General features: G+C 73.9%; 18 protein-coding genes. 4 read left to right on the forward strand and 14 right to left on the reverse strand.

Annotated features, from left to right (window positions below; genetic code table 11):
• Positions 1 to 6: 6 nt before the first annotated feature.
• From urtE to VKZ81_RS25350, 6 genes are all read right to left on the reverse strand, one after another.
• Positions 7 to 699: an urea ABC transporter ATP-binding subunit UrtE gene (urtE, locus tag VKZ81_RS25325; protein ID WP_324244180.1), complete on the reverse strand. Its 693-nt coding sequence runs from the start codon at positions 697 to 699 to the stop codon at positions 7 to 9.
• Positions 699 to 1,472: an urea ABC transporter ATP-binding protein UrtD gene (urtD, locus tag VKZ81_RS25330; protein WP_324244181.1), complete on the reverse strand. Its 774-nt coding sequence runs from the start codon at positions 1,470 to 1,472 to the stop codon at positions 699 to 701. Before urtD ends, urtE begins: the two co-directional genes overlap by 1 nt.
• Positions 1,473 to 1,542: 70 nt before the next feature.
• A complete protein-coding gene (urtC, locus tag VKZ81_RS25335) occupies positions 1,543 to 2,607 on the reverse strand; it encodes an urea ABC transporter permease subunit UrtC (protein ID WP_324244182.1) in 1,065 nt (354 codons plus the stop codon).
• Complete coding sequence (urtB, locus tag VKZ81_RS25340; RefSeq protein ID WP_324244183.1) at positions 2,604 to 3,488, reverse strand: urea ABC transporter permease subunit UrtB; 885 nt, start codon at positions 3,486 to 3,488, stop codon at positions 2,604 to 2,606. Before urtB ends, urtC begins: the two co-directional genes overlap by 4 nt.
• A 1-nt stretch (position 3,489) precedes the next feature.
• Complete coding sequence (gene urtA, locus VKZ81_RS25345) at positions 3,490 to 4,749, reverse strand: urea ABC transporter substrate-binding protein (RefSeq protein ID WP_324244184.1); 1,260 nt, start codon at positions 4,747 to 4,749, stop codon at positions 3,490 to 3,492.
• A gap of 137 nt (positions 4,750 to 4,886) precedes the next feature.
• Positions 4,887 to 5,612, reverse strand: coding sequence for a hypothetical protein (locus VKZ81_RS25350; protein WP_324244185.1), 726 nt, complete (start codon positions 5,610 to 5,612; stop codon positions 4,887 to 4,889).
• Between the two features lie 55 nt (positions 5,613 to 5,667).
• Here VKZ81_RS25350 and VKZ81_RS25355 point away from each other — a divergent pair, with 55 nt between their 5' ends.
• Positions 5,668 to 6,948: an adenylosuccinate synthase gene (locus tag VKZ81_RS25355; RefSeq protein WP_324244186.1), complete on the forward strand. Its 1,281-nt coding sequence runs from the start codon at positions 5,668 to 5,670 to the stop codon at positions 6,946 to 6,948.
• Positions 6,949 to 7,321: 373 nt separating this feature from the next.
• Here the strand turns inward: VKZ81_RS25355 and VKZ81_RS25360 are convergent, their stop codons facing one another.
• From VKZ81_RS25360 to nth, 6 genes are all read right to left on the reverse strand, one after another.
• Positions 7,322 to 8,275 carry a cyclase family protein gene (locus VKZ81_RS25360; RefSeq protein ID WP_324244187.1) on the reverse strand — a complete coding sequence of 318 codons (954 nt, stop codon included), beginning with the start codon at positions 8,273 to 8,275 and terminating at the stop codon, positions 7,322 to 7,324.
• 130 nt (positions 8,276 to 8,405) lie between these two features.
• The gene (locus tag VKZ81_RS25365; protein ID WP_324244188.1) at positions 8,406 to 8,921 is read right to left on the reverse strand and encodes a molybdopterin-dependent oxidoreductase; all 516 of its coding nucleotides are present in this window, start codon (positions 8,919 to 8,921) and stop codon (positions 8,406 to 8,408) included.
• A 77-nt stretch (positions 8,922 to 8,998) separates the two neighbouring features.
• On the reverse strand, positions 8,999 to 10,195 hold the full coding sequence (locus VKZ81_RS25370) for a MarP family serine protease (protein ID WP_324244189.1): 1,197 nt from the start codon (positions 10,193 to 10,195) through the stop codon (positions 8,999 to 9,001).
• A 19-nt stretch (positions 10,196 to 10,214) separates the two neighbouring features.
• Complete coding sequence (locus VKZ81_RS25375; RefSeq protein WP_324244190.1) at positions 10,215 to 10,910, reverse strand: NUDIX hydrolase; 696 nt, start codon at positions 10,908 to 10,910, stop codon at positions 10,215 to 10,217.
• Complete coding sequence (locus tag VKZ81_RS25380) at positions 10,907 to 11,545, reverse strand: TlpA family protein disulfide reductase (protein ID WP_324244191.1); 639 nt, start codon at positions 11,543 to 11,545, stop codon at positions 10,907 to 10,909. Before VKZ81_RS25380 ends, VKZ81_RS25375 begins: the two co-directional genes overlap by 4 nt.
• Positions 11,542 to 12,387 (reverse strand): endonuclease III, encoded by an 846-nt coding sequence (nth, locus tag VKZ81_RS25385; protein WP_414709474.1) that lies wholly within the window; start codon positions 12,385 to 12,387, stop codon positions 11,542 to 11,544. The genes VKZ81_RS25380 and nth overlap by 4 nt, the downstream gene beginning before the upstream one ends.
• 169 nt (positions 12,388 to 12,556) lie before the next feature.
• Between nth and VKZ81_RS25390 the strand changes: the two genes are divergently transcribed.
• The 3 genes from VKZ81_RS25390 to VKZ81_RS25400 all read left to right on the forward strand — a co-directional run bounded on the left by VKZ81_RS25390 (position 12,557) and on the right by VKZ81_RS25400 (position 14,979).
• Positions 12,557 to 12,808 carry a hypothetical protein gene (locus VKZ81_RS25390; protein WP_324244192.1) on the forward strand — a complete coding sequence of 84 codons (252 nt, stop codon included), beginning with the start codon at positions 12,557 to 12,559 and terminating at the stop codon, positions 12,806 to 12,808.
• A 147-nt stretch (positions 12,809 to 12,955) separates the two neighbouring features.
• Positions 12,956 to 13,630 (forward strand): Crp/Fnr family transcriptional regulator, encoded by a 675-nt coding sequence (locus tag VKZ81_RS25395; protein ID WP_324244193.1) that lies wholly within the window; start codon positions 12,956 to 12,958, stop codon positions 13,628 to 13,630.
• 104 nt (positions 13,631 to 13,734) lie between these two features.
• Positions 13,735 to 14,979 carry an MFS transporter gene (locus tag VKZ81_RS25400; protein ID WP_324244194.1) on the forward strand — a complete coding sequence of 415 codons (1,245 nt, stop codon included), beginning with the start codon at positions 13,735 to 13,737 and terminating at the stop codon, positions 14,977 to 14,979.
• 60 nt (positions 14,980 to 15,039) lie between these two features.
• Here the strand turns inward: VKZ81_RS25400 and VKZ81_RS25405 are convergent, their stop codons facing one another.
• Together VKZ81_RS25405 and VKZ81_RS25410 are read right to left on the reverse strand one after the other, a co-directional pair.
• Positions 15,040 to 15,828 (reverse strand): MBL fold metallo-hydrolase, encoded by a 789-nt coding sequence (locus VKZ81_RS25405; RefSeq protein WP_324244195.1) that lies wholly within the window; start codon positions 15,826 to 15,828, stop codon positions 15,040 to 15,042.
• Positions 15,825 to 16,613 (reverse strand): NUDIX hydrolase, encoded by a 789-nt coding sequence (locus VKZ81_RS25410; protein WP_324244196.1) that lies wholly within the window; start codon positions 16,611 to 16,613, stop codon positions 15,825 to 15,827. The genes VKZ81_RS25405 and VKZ81_RS25410 overlap by 4 nt, the downstream gene beginning before the upstream one ends.
• Between the last annotated feature and the right edge of the window lie 6 nt (positions 16,614 to 16,619).

Here is a 16,619-nt window from a genome sequence, read left to right on the forward strand (position 1 = left end):
CCGTCCCTAGATCGCCATGGCGGACCGCACGTCGGTCACCGAGTCGGCGCCGCCGCGGCCCTCCGCCGTCACGCGCCCGGAGGCGAGCACGTAGTAGTGCCCCGCGGCGTCGAGGGCGAAGCCGACGTGCTGCTCGACGAGCAGCACCGACAGCCCGCCGCGCCGGGTGAGCCCGAGGATCGCCTGCTCGATCTCGGCGACCACGGACGGCTGGATGCCCTCGGTCGGCTCGTCGAGGATGAGCATCCGCGGCTGGGTGATCAGGGCCCGCGCGATCGCGAGCTGCTGGCGCTGCCCGCCCGAGAGCAGCCCGGCCCGCCTGCCGAGCAGGCCCTTGAGCGCGGGGAACAGGTCGAGCGCCTCGTCGATCAGGGCCTTGCCGCCCGGCTGGGTGTCGGCGACGACCTGCAGGTTCTCCAGCGTGGTGAGCTGGCCGAACGACTGCTGCCCCTGCGGCACGTACGCCAGACCGCGGCGGACGCGCTGGTGCGGAGGGGTGCCGGTGACGTCCTCGCCGTCCAACAGGATGCGGCCCGAGCGCGTGGGCAGGAGCCCGACCGCGGCCCGCAGCAGCGTGGTCTTGCCCGCGCCGTTGTGGCCGAGCACGGCGACCACGCCGTCGGGCGGCACCTCGACCGTGACGCCGTGGATCACGGAGGTGCGGCCGTAGCCAACCTCGACGTCGGTCATCGTGAGCATCAGGCCTCCCCGAGCACGGTCTCGACCTCGGCCTGCGAGTGGTGGCCGGGCCCGAGGTAGACCTCCTGCACCCGCGGGTCGGCCTGCACCTGCGCCACGCTGCCCTCCGCGAGCACCTTGCCGGTGTGCAGCACGGTGACCGAGTCGGCGAAGGCGCGCATGAAGTCCATGTCGTGCTCCACCACGACGACCGTGCGGTCGGCGCCGATGCGTTGCAGCAGCCGCCCGGTCTCCTCCTTCTCCTCGGCGCTCATGCCGGCCACCGGCTCGTCGAGCATGAGCAGCCGGGCGTCCTGCACGAGCAGCATGCCGATCTCGAGCCACTGCTTCTGGCCGTGCGCGAGCACCCCGGCCGGGGCGTCGACCAGGTCGGTGAGGCCGATCGTCTCGAGGGCCCGCTCGACCTCCTCCGGCACGCCCTTGCGACGCCGCAGGAGCGTGAGCGGCCCGCGGCGGTGGCCGGCGGCGATGTCGAGGTTCTGCAGCACCGTGAGCTCCTCGAACACCGTGGCGGTCTGGAACGTCCGCCCCACGCCCAGCCGGGCGATGTGGTGCACCTTGCGGCCGGTGAGCTCGTGCCCGCCGTAGCGGACCGACCCGGTGGCGGGGACGAGCCCGGACACGGCGTCGATCAGCGTGGTCTTGCCCGCCCCGTTGGGGCCGATGAGGAACCGCAGGTCGCCGGGCAGCACCGAGAGGTCGACGCCGTCGACGGCCACGAACCCGTCGAAGCTCACCGTGAGCCCGGAGATCTCCAGATAATCCCTGTTCATTTGCCTCCGCTCCGCTCCGGCCCGCAAGCCGCTCCCATCGGGTCTCCCCCAGCGGGAGGCAGGCACTCGCTCATCGCGTAGCGGGAACGGGTTCCGCGGACGCCCTGGGCGCCGCCGGCCGCACCCGCCGCCACGCCAGCGACGCGAGGCCGCCGGGCAGGAACGCGATCACGAGCATGAACAGCAGGCCCTGCGCGTAGGTCCAGCCGGACGGGAACTGCTCGGAGAGCGTGCTGCCCGCCCACGCCACGGCGATCGCGCCGAGCGCGGGCCCGAACAGCGTGGTGCGCCCGCCGATCGCGACGCCGATGAGCATCCCGATCGACGGCACGACGCCGACGTCGTTGGGCGAGACGATGCCGACGATCGGCACGGACAGCGCGCCCGCGATCCCGGCCATGAACGCGGCGGTGGCGAACGCGACCGTCTTGACGTTCGCCGGGTCGTAGCCGAGGAAGCGCACCCGCTCCTCGGCGTCGCGGCAAGCCACGAGCAGCTCGCCGTAGCGGCTGACCATCAGCTGGCGGGCCAGCGCGAGCACCAGCAGCAGCACGCCCGCGGCCGTGCAGAACAGCACGAGCCGGTTGGCCGGGTCGGACAGCGCGAACCCGAAGAAGCCGCGGAAGCCGGACAGGCCGGTGGACCCGCCGGTGCCGGTCGGGTTGCCGATCAGCAGGATCGCGAACGCGGCGGCGAGGGCCTGCGACAGGATCGCGAAGTACGCCCCGCGCACCTTCCGCCGGAACGTCGCGAGCCCGAGCACGGTCGCCACCGCCGCGGGCAGCAGCAGGATCGCGAGCAGCGTGACGACCTCGGACCGGAACGGCTCCCACCACCACGGCACGCCGTCCGACGAGATCAGCGTCATGAAGTCGGGCGTGCCGCCGGGCCCGGCGTCGGCGAGCTTCAGGTGCATCGCCATGAGGTAGGCGCCCATCCCGAAGAACACGCCCTGGCCCAGCGTCAGCATCCCGCCGCGGCCCCACGCCAGGCCGATCCCGACCCCGACGATCGCGAAGCACAGGTAGCGCCCGAGCTGGTCGAGCCGGAACGGGCTCAGCGCGAGCGGGGCCACCACGAACAGCAGCACCGCGGCGACGGCGAACGCCGCGGGCACGGCCCATCGCCTTCTCATGCGAGGCTCCTCGTGCGCACGGTGAAGATCCCCTGCGGCCGGACCTGCAGGAACGCGACGATCAGCGCGAACACCAGCACCTTGGCGATCGACGCGGTCGTGGAGTACTCGATCCAGCTCTGCGCCACGCCGAGCAGGAAGGCGGCGATCACCGCCCCCCGGATCTGGCCGATCCCGCCCACGACGACCACGAGGAACGCGTCGACGATGTAGGCCGTGCCGAGGTTCGGCGAGATCGAGCCCATCAGCGTGAGCGCCACGCCCGCGACGCCGGCGAGCCCGGACCCGATGAAGAAGGTCAACCGGTCGGTGGCGCGGGTGGAGATCCCGGAGGTCTCGGCCAGCGGCCGGTTCTGGACCGTGGCGCGGATGCGCCGCCCGAGCGCGGTGTAGCGCAGCGCCGCCGCGAGCGCGAGGAAGGCCGCGATCGCGAGCAGCAGGATGAACAGCCGGGTGCGCGGGAAGGAGAACCCGAGCACCTCGACCGGCCCGCCGAGCCACTCGGGCGCGGGGACGTCGACGCCCGCCGTGCCGAAGACGTCCCGCGCGAGCTGCTGGAGCACCAGCGAGACGCCCCAGGTCACGAGCAGGGTGTCCAGCGGCCGGTGGTACATGCGGCGCAGCAGCGCAGCCTCCAGCACCACCCCGAGCGCGCCGCCGATCGCGAACGCGATCGGCAGCGACACCACGAGCGACAACCCGGCGGAGCCGAGCACGTTCTGCGTGACGTAGGCGGTGTAGGCGCCGGCCATGATGAACTCGCCGTGGGCCATGTTGATCACGCCCATCTGGCCGAACGTCAGCGCCAGGCCGAGCGCGGCGAGCAGCAGGATGGAACCGCCGGACAGGCCGTTGAAGACCTGCGTGACGACGACGTCCACGTCAGCTCGCGAGGCCGGACGCCCAGGGGTAGGTCGTCAGGTAGGGGTCGGGCTCGATCGGCTCGCCGGACGACCACTCGGTGTGGATGAGGCCGTCGGCGCCGATCCGGCCGATGAGGGCGGTCTTGGCGATGTGGTGGTTCTCGCCGTTGACCGTGACCGTGCCCTCCGGTGCGTCGAAGGTGACGCCGTCCGCGGCGGCCTGCACCGCGGCCACGTCGAACGAACCCGCCTTCTCGACCATGCCCTTCCACAGCCACAGCGAGGTGTACGCCGCCTCCATCGGGTCGGACGTCACGCGGTTCTCGCCGTACTTCGCCTTGAACGCCTCGACGAACCGCTGGTTCGTGGGCGTGTCGATGGTCTGGTAGTAGTTCCAGGCCACCAGCTGGCCCTCGATGTTGTCCACGCCGATGCCGCCGACCTCCTCCTCGGCGATCGACACGCTGATCACCGGCATCTGCTCCGGCGTGAGGCCGAGGTTGCGGTACTCCTTGAAGAACGCGACGTTCGAGTCGCCGTTGAGCGTGTTGAACACCGCGCCTGCGCCCGCGTCGCGGACCTTGGCGACGATCGTGGCGAAGTCGGTGTGGCCGAGCGGCGCGTACTCCTCGCCCCTGATCTCGATGCCGTTCGCGGCCGCGTACGCCTTGATGATCTTGTTGGCGGTCTGCGGGAAGACGTAGTCGCTGCCCACCAGGAACAGGCTCGTGACGCCCTGCTCCTTCAGGTAATCCAGCGCCGGGATGATCTGCTGGTTGGTGGTGGCCCCGGTGTAGAAGATGTTCTTCGACGCCTCGAGGCCCTCGTACTGCACCGGGTAGAACAGCAGCGCGTTGTTGCTCTCGAACACCGGCAGCATCGCCTTGCGCGACGAGGACGTCCAGCCGCCGAACACGGCCGCGACGCAGTCGCTGCGGATGAGCTTCTGCGCCTTCTCCGCGAAGATCGTGGGCTCCGACGCGCCGTCCTCGGCCACGACCTGCAGCTGCTTGCCCAGCACCCCGCCGGCGGCGTTGATCTGCTCGGCGGCGAGGGACAGCGAGTCGAAGACCGTGTTCTCGCTGATCGCCATCGTGCCCGAGCGCGAGTTCAGGAAACCGATCTTGATCTCGCTACCGGACGTGTCGACGCAGGACGGCGCGGCGGCCGCGCCCGAGGGGTCTGCGGAGTCGACGCGCGCGCCGCAGGCGGACAGCACCAGGCCGACGGTCAGCAGGGCGGCGGCCCCGATCACCCGGCGAGATCGCGATGTGGTCACAGGCGAACCTTTCCGACGACGACGGGCCGCCGTGCTCCGGCCCTCGGGCGAACGTAGGAACGCCGTGTTTCGCGCGTGATCAGTTCAGGTGAACACGATGTGTCGTGGCCCTACCGTCCGTCACCGCTGTCCCGCGTTCAGGGGCGTACCAGCAGCCAATCGGAGGTGTGTCGATACCAGGTCCGCCGCGGAACCGGACGCGGGTGGGCTACGCCGTCCGCGACCACGACCGCCGGTTCGCACCCCACCTGGACGGCCCGGCCGATCGCGGAGCCGGTGCCGCGGGGTGCGCGGGCGGGGACCGGGCGCAGCCGCCCGTCCGGGGCGCGCCCGCTCCACCCGGCCCGCACGGCGATGCCCCGCGGGCCCGGGGCGACCACGAGCCTGCGGGCGTGGCCGCGCAGCACGAGGTGCTCGTCGCAGTAGCACTCGCCGCGGACGTCGCGGATCTCCCCGCGGCCCACGAGCACGCCGCCGGTGTCGTCGCGCGCGAGCGGCACGGCCTGCGCGGTCCCGGCCACGGCGAGCTCCGCCGCGGCCTCCCCCGTCGGCAGGCCCCACGCCGCGCTGGCGGGCGAGCGCCGCGCGGGCACGTAGGCGACCTCGATGTCCAGCCGCTCGGTGCGCAGCAGCCGCACCAGCACGGCCGCGAGGTCGGCGTCGGTGCCCGCGACCACCACGCGGCGCGGCGCGCGCTCGGCGAGCACGGGGTCGAGCTCGGTGCGGCCGGGGCGAGCGGGCAACGCCACCGCCGGGAGGGCAGCGAGCGGACCACCGGGGCGACTACCGTGCACGGGGAGCCGCCGGGCCTGCCCCTCGTCGGAGCAGGTCAGCAGCACCACGTCCGAATCGATCGGGCTCACTGATCGGTTACCCTTCCCCGCCGCGGTTGAGGCGCGGCCAGGACTGGAGTTTCACATGCCGGCGATCGTGCTGATCGGCGCCCAGTGGGGCGACGAGGGCAAGGGCAAGGCCACCGACATCCTCGGTAGCCAGGTCCAGTGGGTGGTCCGTTACCAGGGCGGCAACAACGCCGGCCACACGGTGGTGCTGCCCGACGGTCAGGACTTCGCCCTGCACCTGATCCCGTCGGGGATCCTCACGCCCGGCGTCAAGAACGTCATCGGCAACGGTGTCGTGGTCGACCCGGGTGTGCTGCTCGACGAGCTGTCCGGGCTCGAGGCGCGTGGTGTGGACACGTCCAACCTGCTGATCAGCGCGGACGCGCACTTGATCATGCCGTACCACGTGGCCATCGACAAGGTCACCGAGCGGTTCCTGGGCAAGGCCAAGATCGGTACCACGGGCCGCGGGATCGGCCCGGCCTACCAGGACAAGGTGGCCCGCGTCGGCGTGCGCGTCGCCGACGTGCTCGACGAGAAGATCCTGCACCAGAAGGTCGAGGCCGCCCTCGACTACAAGAACCAGGTGCTGGTCAAGGTCTACAACCGGCGTGCGCTGTCGGTCGACGAGGTCGTCGACACCGTGCTGGCGCACGGCCGCAGGTTCGCCGACCGGATCGCCGACACCCGGTTGCTGCTCAACAAGGCCCTCGAGGCCGGCGAGACCCTCCTGCTGGAGGGTTCGCAGGGCACCATGCTCGACGTCGACCACGGCACCTACCCGTTCGTCACCAGCTCGAACCCGACGGCGGGCGGCGCGGCGGTCGGTTCGGGCATCGGGCCGAACAAGATCACGCGGGTGATCGGGATCCTCAAGGCCTACACCACCCGCGTCGGCTCCGGCCCGTTCCCCACCGAGCTGCTGGACGAGATGGGCGAGCGCCTGCGCAAGGCAGGCGGCGAGGTCGGTGTCACGACCGGGCGGCCGCGCCGCTGCGGCTGGTTCGACGCGGTGATCGGCCGCTACGCGGTGCGCGTCAACGGCATCACCGACTTCTTCCTCACCAAGCTCGACGTGCTGTCCGGCCTGGAGACGGTTCCGATCTGCGTCGGCTACGAGGTGGACGGCCGGCGGGTGGACGACATGCCCATGACCCAGACCGACGTGCACCACGCCCAGCCGGTCTACGAGGAGCTACCGGGCTGGTTCGAGGACCTCTCGGCGTGCCGCACCTTCGCCGACCTCCCCGCGAACGCCCGCGCCTACGTGGAGCGGATCGAAGAGCTCACCGGGGCGCCGGTCAGCGCGATCGGGGTGGGGCCCGGCCGCGACCAGACGATCACGCGGGACGTCTGACGGCTTGGGCCGCAGGGCGGGTGCGAACACCACCAGCACCGCCACGACCACCAGCACCGCCGCGGCCACCGGGCCGGCGGGCCAGGGCAGCGGGGGCCGGTGCGGCCAGCCGATGAGCAGCACCGCGGCCGCGGCTGCCACGGCCCCGGACAGCAGAGGTGCGATCGTCCAGCAGACGTCGCTCGTTCGGTGCCCGGCCCGGTTCACGCTGGGAGAATAGGCCGAATCCGGTGCGTTGTAGACCCGATCGCGTGAACGGGGTGGCGGACGACCCCGAAGGGTGAGCGCTCGCCGCGGCGGGTGCCCCCTTCGGGACGCCCCCGTCGCGCGGTCGGTGGACGGGCCGAAGCGGCTGGTCACCCGGGGTTCGCGGTCAGAACGTGGCGATCGGGTTGACCGGGCTGCCGGAGCTGCCGGCGAAGCGGACCGGCGCGACCGCGAGCTGGAAGTCCCACTGGCCGAGCTCGGCGGCCGTCGCCGCGCACGCCTCCAGGTCGCAGTTGTCGAGCATCCACAGGCCCATCGCGACGAGGGCCACGGCGTGGACCGGCATCAGCACGTCGTCGTAGCCCGAGGGCTGGACGTCCTGCGGGGTGTCGGCGCCGATCAGCGCGACCTGCCGCTCGTGCAGCCACGGGAGGGATGACGCGTGCCACCCGGCCTGCGTGATGCCGCCCGAGGGTCCCGACTCGTGCCGGGCGCGGCCGTAGCCGGTGCGCAGCAGCACGGCGTCGCCCGGGCCCACCCGCACACCCTGCTGGCGTTCGGCCTCCTCGAGGTCGTCGGGGAACACGCCCTGCCCCGGCTCCAGCCACGGCACGCCGCGGACCCGGGCGACGTCCAGCAGGACGCCGCGGGTCACGATCCCGTTCGCCGCCGCGGTGACCGCCGCCCAGCCGGACCCGGTCGCGGGATCGACCAGCGAGTGCGGGCGCCCGTTGTACATCGCGCCGTCCCAGAACAGGTGGCACGGCGAGTCGACGTGGGTGACGGTGTTGCCGTGGAAGGTGAGCCCGACGTGTTCGGAGGAGAAGCCCCAGCGCCGGTCGGCGTGGAACGCGGGCGGCATGTGCTCCGCGCCCGGCATGTCGGCGGTGCACGGGCAGGCGGTCGTCGCCCGCTCCATCTCCCCCGGCGCCGTGATCTCCCACGCGCACGACACGCTCCGGCCGTGGCGCACGGCCCGCGCCGCGGCCAGCCGGACCTCGTCGGTGACGAGGTTCAGGGTGCCGAGCTCGTCGTCGTCGCCCCACCGCCCCCAGTTCGACAGCGTCTCGAAGTACCCGAACACCTCGTCCTGGGTCGGCACCGGCCCCTTCGCCGTCATCCGAGCTCCACCCCCGGTCCGCGTTGGTACCGGCATCACACCAGATGATCGGGTCGCCGCGCCGAGCGGCGGCTCCACCACAGGATCGGCGGGATCAGGGCCCGGCCGATGAGCCGGTACGGCCGGGCGTTCAGCCAGGGGTCGCGCGCTCCTCGAGCGCCACCCGCGCCCGGCGGTGCTCGCCGAGCAGGAGCCCCGGCTTCGGAAGCCGGCGGACCACCTCGATCCCCGCGAGGTGCTCGATGTTGTTGAAGCCGTACTGGCCCGGGCTCACGAACCGCAGCGGGGCGCCGTGTGCGCCGTCCAGCGGCACGCCGCCGAGCCGGTCGGCGAGCAGCACGTCGTCGGCGAGCGCGTCCCGCAGGTCGATGGCGGAACGAGACCCCGGACCAGCGCTGGTCGGTGGCCGACCGGGTGGCGACGCAGTGGAAGTCGGCGACGAGGTCGGCGCGGGACAGGCCGCGACCAGCTCGGCGATCGGGAGCCGCAGCGCGTGCTCCACCGCGCCGGTGACCGCGAGCACCGGATCGTCCGGCACCTGCGGCGGTGGGCGCAGCGACCGCCCGAACCGCGGGAAGTCGGCCCGACGGCGCCGGCCCGGCGGGAGCGCGCGTCGGGTGGGGGACGGCCGGTCGCTGAGCGCCACGCGGTCGAGGATCGGGCGCGCGGGGCGCCGGCCCCTCCCGGGTGCGGGGGAACCAGCTCCCCCGCGCGGGGGAGACCTCAGGCGGCGCAGCTGCCGGTGTCGACCTCGCGGCGCAGCCCGCTGGCCGCCTGCACCGCGCCCGCGACCTGGTCGACGGTGAGGACGAAGCCGGTCTCCTGGTCGTCCAGCGCGGCGCCGAACACGACGCCGATCACCCGGCCGTCCGGCGCGATCATCGGGCCGCCGGAGTTGCCGGAGCGGACCACGGCGCGGACCGTGTAGACCTCGCGGGTGACCTCGCCGTCGTCGTAGATGTCCGGGCCCTTGAGCCGGATCATCGACCGGACCTTCGCCGCCGTGGCCGTGTACGGGCCGTCGAGCGGGTAGCCGACGATGATCGCGTCGTCGCCCGCCGCAGCGGGCCGCGGGTCGAACTCGAGCGGGTCGGCGTCGAGGTCGGGCACGCGGAGCACGGCGATGTCGATGGCGGGGTCGTAGAGCACCACGTCGGCGTCGAGCTCCCGCACCCGCCCGCGGCGTCCGACCACCTCGACGCCCGTCTCGGCGGTGCCCGCGACGACGTGCGCGTTGGTCATCACCAGCCCCGGCCCGATCACGAAGCCGGTGCCCTCGAGCTGGCGGGCGCACGACGGGGCGCGCCCGCGGACCTTGAGCACGCTGTTGGCGACCTCCGCGACGATCGGGCTCTGGGCGAGCGCCGGGTCCGGCGCGCCGACCTCGGTGATCGGGGTCTGGGTGAACGGGCTCAGCACGTCCGGGAAGCCGGAGTTGTTGAGCAGCTGCCGCAGCTCCTCGGGCAGCGCCTTGGCCGCCTCGGGCATCACGTTGTCGACCGCGCGCAGCACCTCGGAGCCGCGGACGCCCGCCGCGAGGCCCGGGAAGCTCGCCGAGGCGAGCGGGAGCGCGACGAGCCAGGCCGCCACGACGACCGTGATCGCCTGCAGCACCGAGCCCAGCGTGGAGTCGACCTGCAACGACCGGTGGCCGGTGATGCGGTCGCGGATGCGCCTGCCGAAGAACACGCCGGTGGTCTCGCCGAGCGCCACCAGCAGCACGACCACGACGATGCTGACGATCACGCGCGTGGTGGGCGCCTCCACGCCGGCCGCGATCAGCGGCGCCAGCCGCACGCCGAGCACGGCGCCGGTGAGCACGCCGACGAACGACAGCAGCGCCACGGCCATGCCGTGACGCCACCCGGAGACCGCCGCGATCAGAGCGAGAACGACGACGACGAGATCGACCCAGCTCACGTCGCCACTGCCCCCGCCCTCACGATCCTGCGACCTCCTGCCGACCGGCCTTGGCCGCCGACCACGCTGCGTCGAGGTCCATCACCCGAGTGGTGTCCCACGGACGCGCCCATCCGCCCCTATCCAACAGCGCGGACAATAGGCCCCCCGTGAAACCCCAGACGAGCAACCCCGCCGTGACGAACGCGGGACCGATGAGCCCGGACGGGTGACGGACCCGGATGCGGCGGCGCGGATCCGCGAGCGCAGCGATCGGAACCCGTACCACGCTGGCCGTTTCCCGCGGGTCGACGGCGTGCACCGCCACCGGGCGCGCCCAGTGGGCGAGCACCGGGGTGACGATGAAGCCGCTCGGCGGCACGAACAGGTCGGGCAGCACCGCGAGCGGCACGACCCCGTCCGGCTCGACGCCCGCCTCCTCCTCGGCCTCCCGCAGGGCGGTGGCCACGGCGTCGGGATCGCCGTCGTCGGCGCCCCCGCCGGGGAAGGCGACCTGCCCCGCGTGGTCGCGCAGGGTGCTCGCGCGCTCGACGAGCAGCACGTCCGGGCCGTGGTCGGCCTCGTCGCCGAAGAGGACGAGCACCGCGGCGCGCCGGCCGTCGGCGGGCGGGGGCATGCGGTGGTGCACCAGCTCGGTGGCGCCGACCCCCTGGACGCCGGAGAGCAGCGGACGCAGCCATCCCGGGGCCCGCTCGGGCTGCAGGGAAGGGCTCACGACAGGCGCTCCACGGCCGCGGCGACCTCGTCGGCCGTGCGGAACGGGGTGGGCGGGTCGACCCGGGCGACCGTGCCGTCGGCCCGCACGACGTACGAGGCGGGCAGCGCGGGGGGCACGTCGAGGGCGGCGCGCACCGCGCCGTCGGCGTCGACGACCGACGGCAGCCGGACCCCGAGCTCGGCGAGCAGCGCCGCCGCGGCGCGCGGGTCGTCGCGGGTGTCGACGGTGAGCACCGGGACCGCCCCGGGGCGCGCGGCGTACTCGGCGAGGGCGGGCAGCTCCTCCCGGCAGGGCACGCACCAGGACGCCCACACGTTCACCAGCGCAGGCCTGCCCGCGAGCGCCGCGCCCAGGTCGACGGAGCCGGGCGCGCCGAGGCAGGCGGCGCTGACCCCGGCGAGCGGGCCCGCGGGCGGCGCCCCGGTCGGCGCCGGGCACGGGATCGGGCCCGCCGCGGCCCTCGCCTCGGCGAGGTCGGCGTCGGAGACCTCCACCTGATCCATGTTCCCAGGCGCCGGGCCCGGCGTGTCGCGGTCACGGGGCCACAGCACGACCACCGCCACCACCGTGAGCAGCACGACGACCAGCGTGGTGACGACCTCCGAGCGGCGCACCCGGAGCTCCCGGGTCACGGGGCGTCGGCGTCCTCGCCGCCCGCCGCGGGAGGTGCCTGGTCGTCGGGGATGCCGACCATCTCGAGCAGGCGGGTGCGCGAGGGGCCCTTCACGAGGGCGGCTGCCTGCTCCGGGTCGGTGGGGCCGGTGCCGTAGGCGGGGCAGTCGGCCGACAGGGTGCACGCGCCGCACGCCGGCTTGCGCGCGTGGCAGACGCGCCTGCCGTGGAAGATCACGTAGTGGGACACCATCGTCCAGTCCCGCTTCGGCACGAGCGCGCCGACCGCGTGCTCGACCTTGACCGGGTCCTCCTCGTTCGTCCACGCCCAGCGGCGGACCAGCCGCCCGAAGTGGGTGTCGACCGTGATGCCGGGGACGCCGAACGCGTTGCCGAGGATGACGTTGGCGGTCTTGCGGCCGATCCCGGGGAGGGCGACCAGCTCCTCGAGGGTGTTCGGCAGCACGCCGTCGTGCTTCTCGACGAGCGCGCGGCCCAGCCCGATCAGCGCGTTGGCCTTGTTCCGGAAGAACCCGGTGCTGTGGATCATCTCCTCGAGCTCGGCGCGGTCAGCCTGCGCGTAGTCGAGCGCGGTGGGGTAGCGCCGGAACAGCGCCGGTGTGACGGAGTTGACCATCTTGTCGGTGGACTGCGCCGACAGGATCGTGGCGACGGCGAGCTCCAGCGGGGTGGTGAAGTCCAGCTCGCAGTGGGCGTCGGGATGGGTGGCGGCCAGCGTCCGCAGCATGCGCGCGACGCGCCGGGAGCGGCCGAGCGGTGGCTCGCCCGCGGCGACCCGTTTGGCGAGCCGGGCCGCGCTGCGTGCCGTCGCGGTCGGTGTCGGCGTGCTCCGGGAGGCGATGGTCACGCTGGAGGAGCCTACGGAAGGCCACCGACAGCCCGTGACCCGCGGCGGCGTGCGCGGGCGGCCGCGCAGGGCGTCTACGATGGTCACGAATCGGTAACGGGATGGGAACTCGTCGACCCCCTTTGCAAGTCCTCGACCCCGGTGCGAGACCATCGGAGGCGACATGACTGCCTGGTTGTCCGTCCTCGTACCGCTGCTGGTGATGTTCTTCGCGCTCGGTATGGAGCGTGTGGAGTCCCGGCTGCGGGAGGCGACCGTGCGTCCGGAAGAGGTCGAGGAACTGCTCGAACGGCCACGGCCGGACGAGGTGCGCGCCCTGTTCCGGCAGGGGTCCGGGCGCGCGCTCGAGCTCTTCCGCCTCCGCAACCGCGGCTCGCGGGGGCGCAAGCCCGCCCGCCGCAACAAGGCGGCGTGAGCGGGCGCACGGACGAGACCGGGTGAAATGCGCCTGGTCGGGCAGGCGATTCGACGGCTGCGGCGTCACCAAGGGTGCGCACAGCCCCTAGACTGACCGGCCGGTGATCCGGCCGCGGGGCAGCGGCCTGGGACGAGGAGCGACGCAGTGGACGAGGTACTGATCCGCGCAGGGATCTTCCAGGGTGTTGACCCCCAAGCGGCTGAGGCGCTGGCCCAGGCGCTCGAGCCCGCGGAGTTCCCGCGCGGCCACGTGATCTTCGCCGAGGGCGAGCCGGGCGACCGGCTCTACATCGTGGGCAGCGGCAAGGTCAAGGTCGGGCGGAAGTCGCCGGACGGCCGGGAGAACCTGCTGATGGTGGCGGGCCCGTCCGACATGTTCGGCGAGCTGTCCATCTTCGACCCGGGCCCGCGCACGTCGACGGCCACCGCGGTCACCGACGTCCGCGCGTACACGATGGACCGCCCCGCGCTGCGCGAGTGGATCGCGAAGCGGCCGGAGATCGCCGAGCAGCTGCTGCGCGTGCTGGCCCGCCGGCTGCGCCGCACCAACAACGCGCTCGCCGACCTCATCTTCACCGACGTCCCCGGGCGCGTCGCGAAGGCGCTGTTGCAGCTCGCCCGCCAGTTCGGCTCCCAGGAGTCGGGCCTGCTGCGCGTCACGCACGACCTCACCCAGGAGGAGATCGCCCAGCTCGTCGGGGCGAGCCGCGAGACGGTCAACAAGGCGCTCGCCGACTTCGCCCACCGCGGCTGGCTGCGGCTGGAGGGCAAGAGCGTGCTGATCCTCGAGCCCGAGCGGCTCGCGCGCCGCGCCCGCTAGCGGGCACCCGGACCACGCGAACGGCACCGCCTCGAGCGGTGCCGTTCGTGCGTCTGCCCCTAAATTTCTGGTACGGCAGTACCAGAATGTGCGACCCTGGGGCCATGTCGTCCTCAGCGTCGTCCTCAGCGTCGCTCGCCGACTACCGCGCCGCCCTCACCGCTCCGGGGGCGGCGGTGCCGGTCCTCGCGTCGGCCGTCGGTCGGTTCCCGATCGCGATGCTGCCGCTGGCGACGCTGCTCTACGTCCAGCGCGCGACCGGGTCGTTCGCCGCGGCGGGCGTGGTGTCGGCCGGGCAGATGATCGGCGTGGCCGCGGGTTCGGTGGCCCAGGGCCGCGTGATCGACCGGATGGGCCCGAGCCGCCCGCTGCTCGTGATCGTGGCGATGTTCGCCGCGGCGATCACCGCCCTCGTGGCCGCCGTCGAGACCGGGCAGCCGATCCCCGTGGTGGTCGCCGTGGCCACGGTCGCGGGCGTGGTCCGGCCCGCGCTCGAGGGCGCCTCCCGGTCGCTGTGGGCCGTTCTCGTGCCGCCCGGGCCCGCCCGCTCGGCCGCCCTGACCTACGAGGCCATCAGCCTCGAGGTCTTCTTCATCCTCGGGCCGGCGATCGCCGCGTTCCTCGTGGCGGCGCCGTGGCCGGGCCTCGGCCTCGCGGTGGCGGGCACCGGGATGGTGATCGGGGCCGCCGGGTTCGCGCTGAGCCCGCCCGCGCGGCGCGTCGGCGGGTCGCCCGCCCGCGAGGGCGTCCCCCTGCTCGGGGCGCTGGCGCGGCCGGGGATGCGCACGGTGGCGGTAGCGTCGCTCGGGTTCGGCCTGGTCATCGGGTCGGTCGAGGTCGGCCTGCCCGCGGTCACCGCCGCGGCGGGCTCGCCGACACTGGGCGGCGTGCTCCTGTCGGCGTGGTCGATCTCCTCGGTGCTCGCGGGCGTGCTCTACGGCATGCGCCCGTGGCCGCGCCCGCTGCACCTGCGGCTGCCCGCGCTGCTGTTCGGCTTCGCGGTGCTCGTGGCCGCCATGGCGCTGGTCGGGCCGACCGGGTCGCTGACCGTGCTCGTGATCACGATGGTGCTGTCCGGCACGCTGATCACGCCGCAGGTCACCGGCCACTCCCTCGCCGTGGACCTCGCCGCCCCGCCCGGCGCGGCCGCCGAGGCGTTCGGCTGGGTGATCACGGCGGCGACGCTGGGCATCGCCGCGGGCCAGTCCAGCGCGGGGTTCGTGGTGGAGGCGTTCGGCCCGCCCGCCTCGTTCGTGTCGGCCGGGACCGCGGGCGTGCTGCTCGCGGGGGTGCTGTGGCTGCGCCGGGCGACGCTGCTGCCCCGCCCGGCCCCGGCGCCGGTGGCCTGATGTCAGGAAAGCCACATCCATGAACGTGGGCTTCGTGGATGTGGCTTTCCTGAAGCCGGGTCAGCAGCCCCGCAGGTGGTCCAGCTGCGCGCGCACCGACAGCTCCGCAGCGGGCCACAGCGACCGGTCCACGTCGGCGTAGACCAGCTCCACCACCTGCCGGGGCGTCGCGTCCGGACCGAGGACCTCCAGCGCCGAGCGCACCTGCTGCAGGCGCTCCTCCCGGTGGGCGAGGTACTCCGCCGCGACCGCGGGGGCGTCCGGGAGCTCGGGCCCGTGGCCGGGCAGGACGGCGGTACCGGACGGGAGGTCGGCGAGGCGGCGCAGCGAGCCGAGGTAGGGCCCGAGCGCGCCGTCGGGGTGGGAGATCACGGTGGTGCCGCGGCCGAGGATCGTGTCGCCGGTCAGCACCGCCGGGCCGGCGCCCGGGCCGTCGAGCAGGAACGACAGCGAGTCCGACGTGTGGCCGGGGGTGGCGACCACCCGCAGCTCCACGCCCGCGGCCGACACGACGTCGCCGTCCCCGAGCGCCTCGGAGCCGAGCACGAGCGACGGGTCGAGCGCCCGCACCGGGGCGCCCGTGAGCTCGGCGAACCGGCGTGCCCCTCCCGCGTGGTCGTGGTGGCGGTGGGTGAGCAGCACCAGCGCGACCGGGCCGTGCGCGGCCACCCGCCGCAGGTGCTCCTCGTCCTCCTCCCCGGGGTCGACCACGACGCACGCCTCCTCGCCCGGCGCCCGCAGCACCCACGTGTTGGTGCCCTCGAGCGTCATCGGGGAGGGGTTCTCGGCGAGCAGCACCGAGGCCAGCGGGGTCACCGGCCGGAGCACCCCGTAGGCGGGCCCGCTCATGCGAGCCCCGCCGCGGGGAACACGGTGTCGTCGGGCAGCACGGACACGAGCCGGTCACCGTCCCGGCGCACCACCGGGGTGATGGGCCGGATCACCCGGGTGGGCGCGGCGGCGAGCACCGCGGCGCAGTCGGTGAACCCGGCGATCTCCTGCAGGGTCCGCGCCGTCGGCGGCATCAGCTTCATCTCGTCCTCCTGCCAGCGTTCGAGGGCCTCGTCGGGGTGCCACCACAGGGCCTCGACGGCCTCCGTGGTGTGCGCATCCGCCTCCTGCCCGTCCGGCACCAGGGCCACGAAGAACGCGGTGTCGTAGCGGCGGGGGTAGACCGGCGGCGTGATCCAGCGGGCCCACGCGTGCAGCAGGTCGGCCCGCAGGACCAGCCCCTCCGCCGCCAGCACCTCGCCGAACGACCGCCGTCGGGCGACGACGTCGGCCCGGTGCCGGTCCAGCCCGTCCGGCACCCGCGGCCCGGCCAGCAGCACGCCGCACTCCTCGAAGGTCTCGCGGACCGCGGCCTGCACGAGCGCGCCCGCGAGGTCGACGTCCACCCCGAGGCGGTCGGCCCACCACCGCGGCTCCGGCCCCGCCCACAGCCCGGGGTGCGGCCGGTCGCTTTCGTCCACACCGCCGCCGGGGAACACGGTCATCCCGCCCGCGAACACCATCTCCGCGGCCCGGCGTTGCAGGAAGACCTGCAGCGGGGAGCGGCCGCGTGGCGGGCGGGGGTGGTCGCGCACCAGGAGCACGGTCGCGGCGGGCCGCGGGATCACCGGTGCGGAGGTCATGTCGGG

The sequence above is a fragment of the Pseudonocardia sp. genome (assembly GCF_035305885.1).
Lineage (GTDB): Bacteria > Actinomycetota > Actinomycetes > Mycobacteriales > Pseudonocardiaceae > Pseudonocardia.

Bases quoted from the DNA above. Each gene is read 5' to 3' on its own strand.
- urtE (WP_324244180.1), bottom strand. From the start codon at position 699: ATGCTCACGATGACCGACGTCGAGGTTGGCTACGGCCGCACCTCCGTG.
- urtD (WP_324244181.1), bottom strand. From the start codon at position 1,472: ATGAACAGGGATTATCTGGAGATCTCCGGGCTCACGGTGAGCTTCGAC.
- urtC (WP_324244182.1), bottom strand. From the start codon at position 2,607: ATGAGAAGGCGATGGGCCGTGCCCGCGGCGTTCGCCGTCGCCGCGGTG.
- VKZ81_RS25355 (WP_324244186.1), top strand. From the start codon at position 5,668: ATGCCGGCGATCGTGCTGATCGGCGCCCAGTGGGGCGACGAGGGCAAG.
- VKZ81_RS25360 (WP_324244187.1), bottom strand. From the start codon at position 8,275: ATGACGGCGAAGGGGCCGGTGCCGACCCAGGACGAGGTGTTCGGGTAC.
- VKZ81_RS25390 (WP_324244192.1), top strand. From the start codon at position 12,557: ATGACTGCCTGGTTGTCCGTCCTCGTACCGCTGCTGGTGATGTTCTTC.
- VKZ81_RS25400 (WP_324244194.1), top strand. From the start codon at position 13,735: ATGTCGTCCTCAGCGTCGTCCTCAGCGTCGCTCGCCGACTACCGCGCC.
- VKZ81_RS25405 (WP_324244195.1), bottom strand. From the start codon at position 15,828: ATGAGCGGGCCCGCCTACGGGGTGCTCCGGCCGGTGACCCCGCTGGCC.
- VKZ81_RS25410 (WP_324244196.1), bottom strand. From the start codon at position 16,613: ATGACCTCCGCACCGGTGATCCCGCGGCCCGCCGCGACCGTGCTCCTG.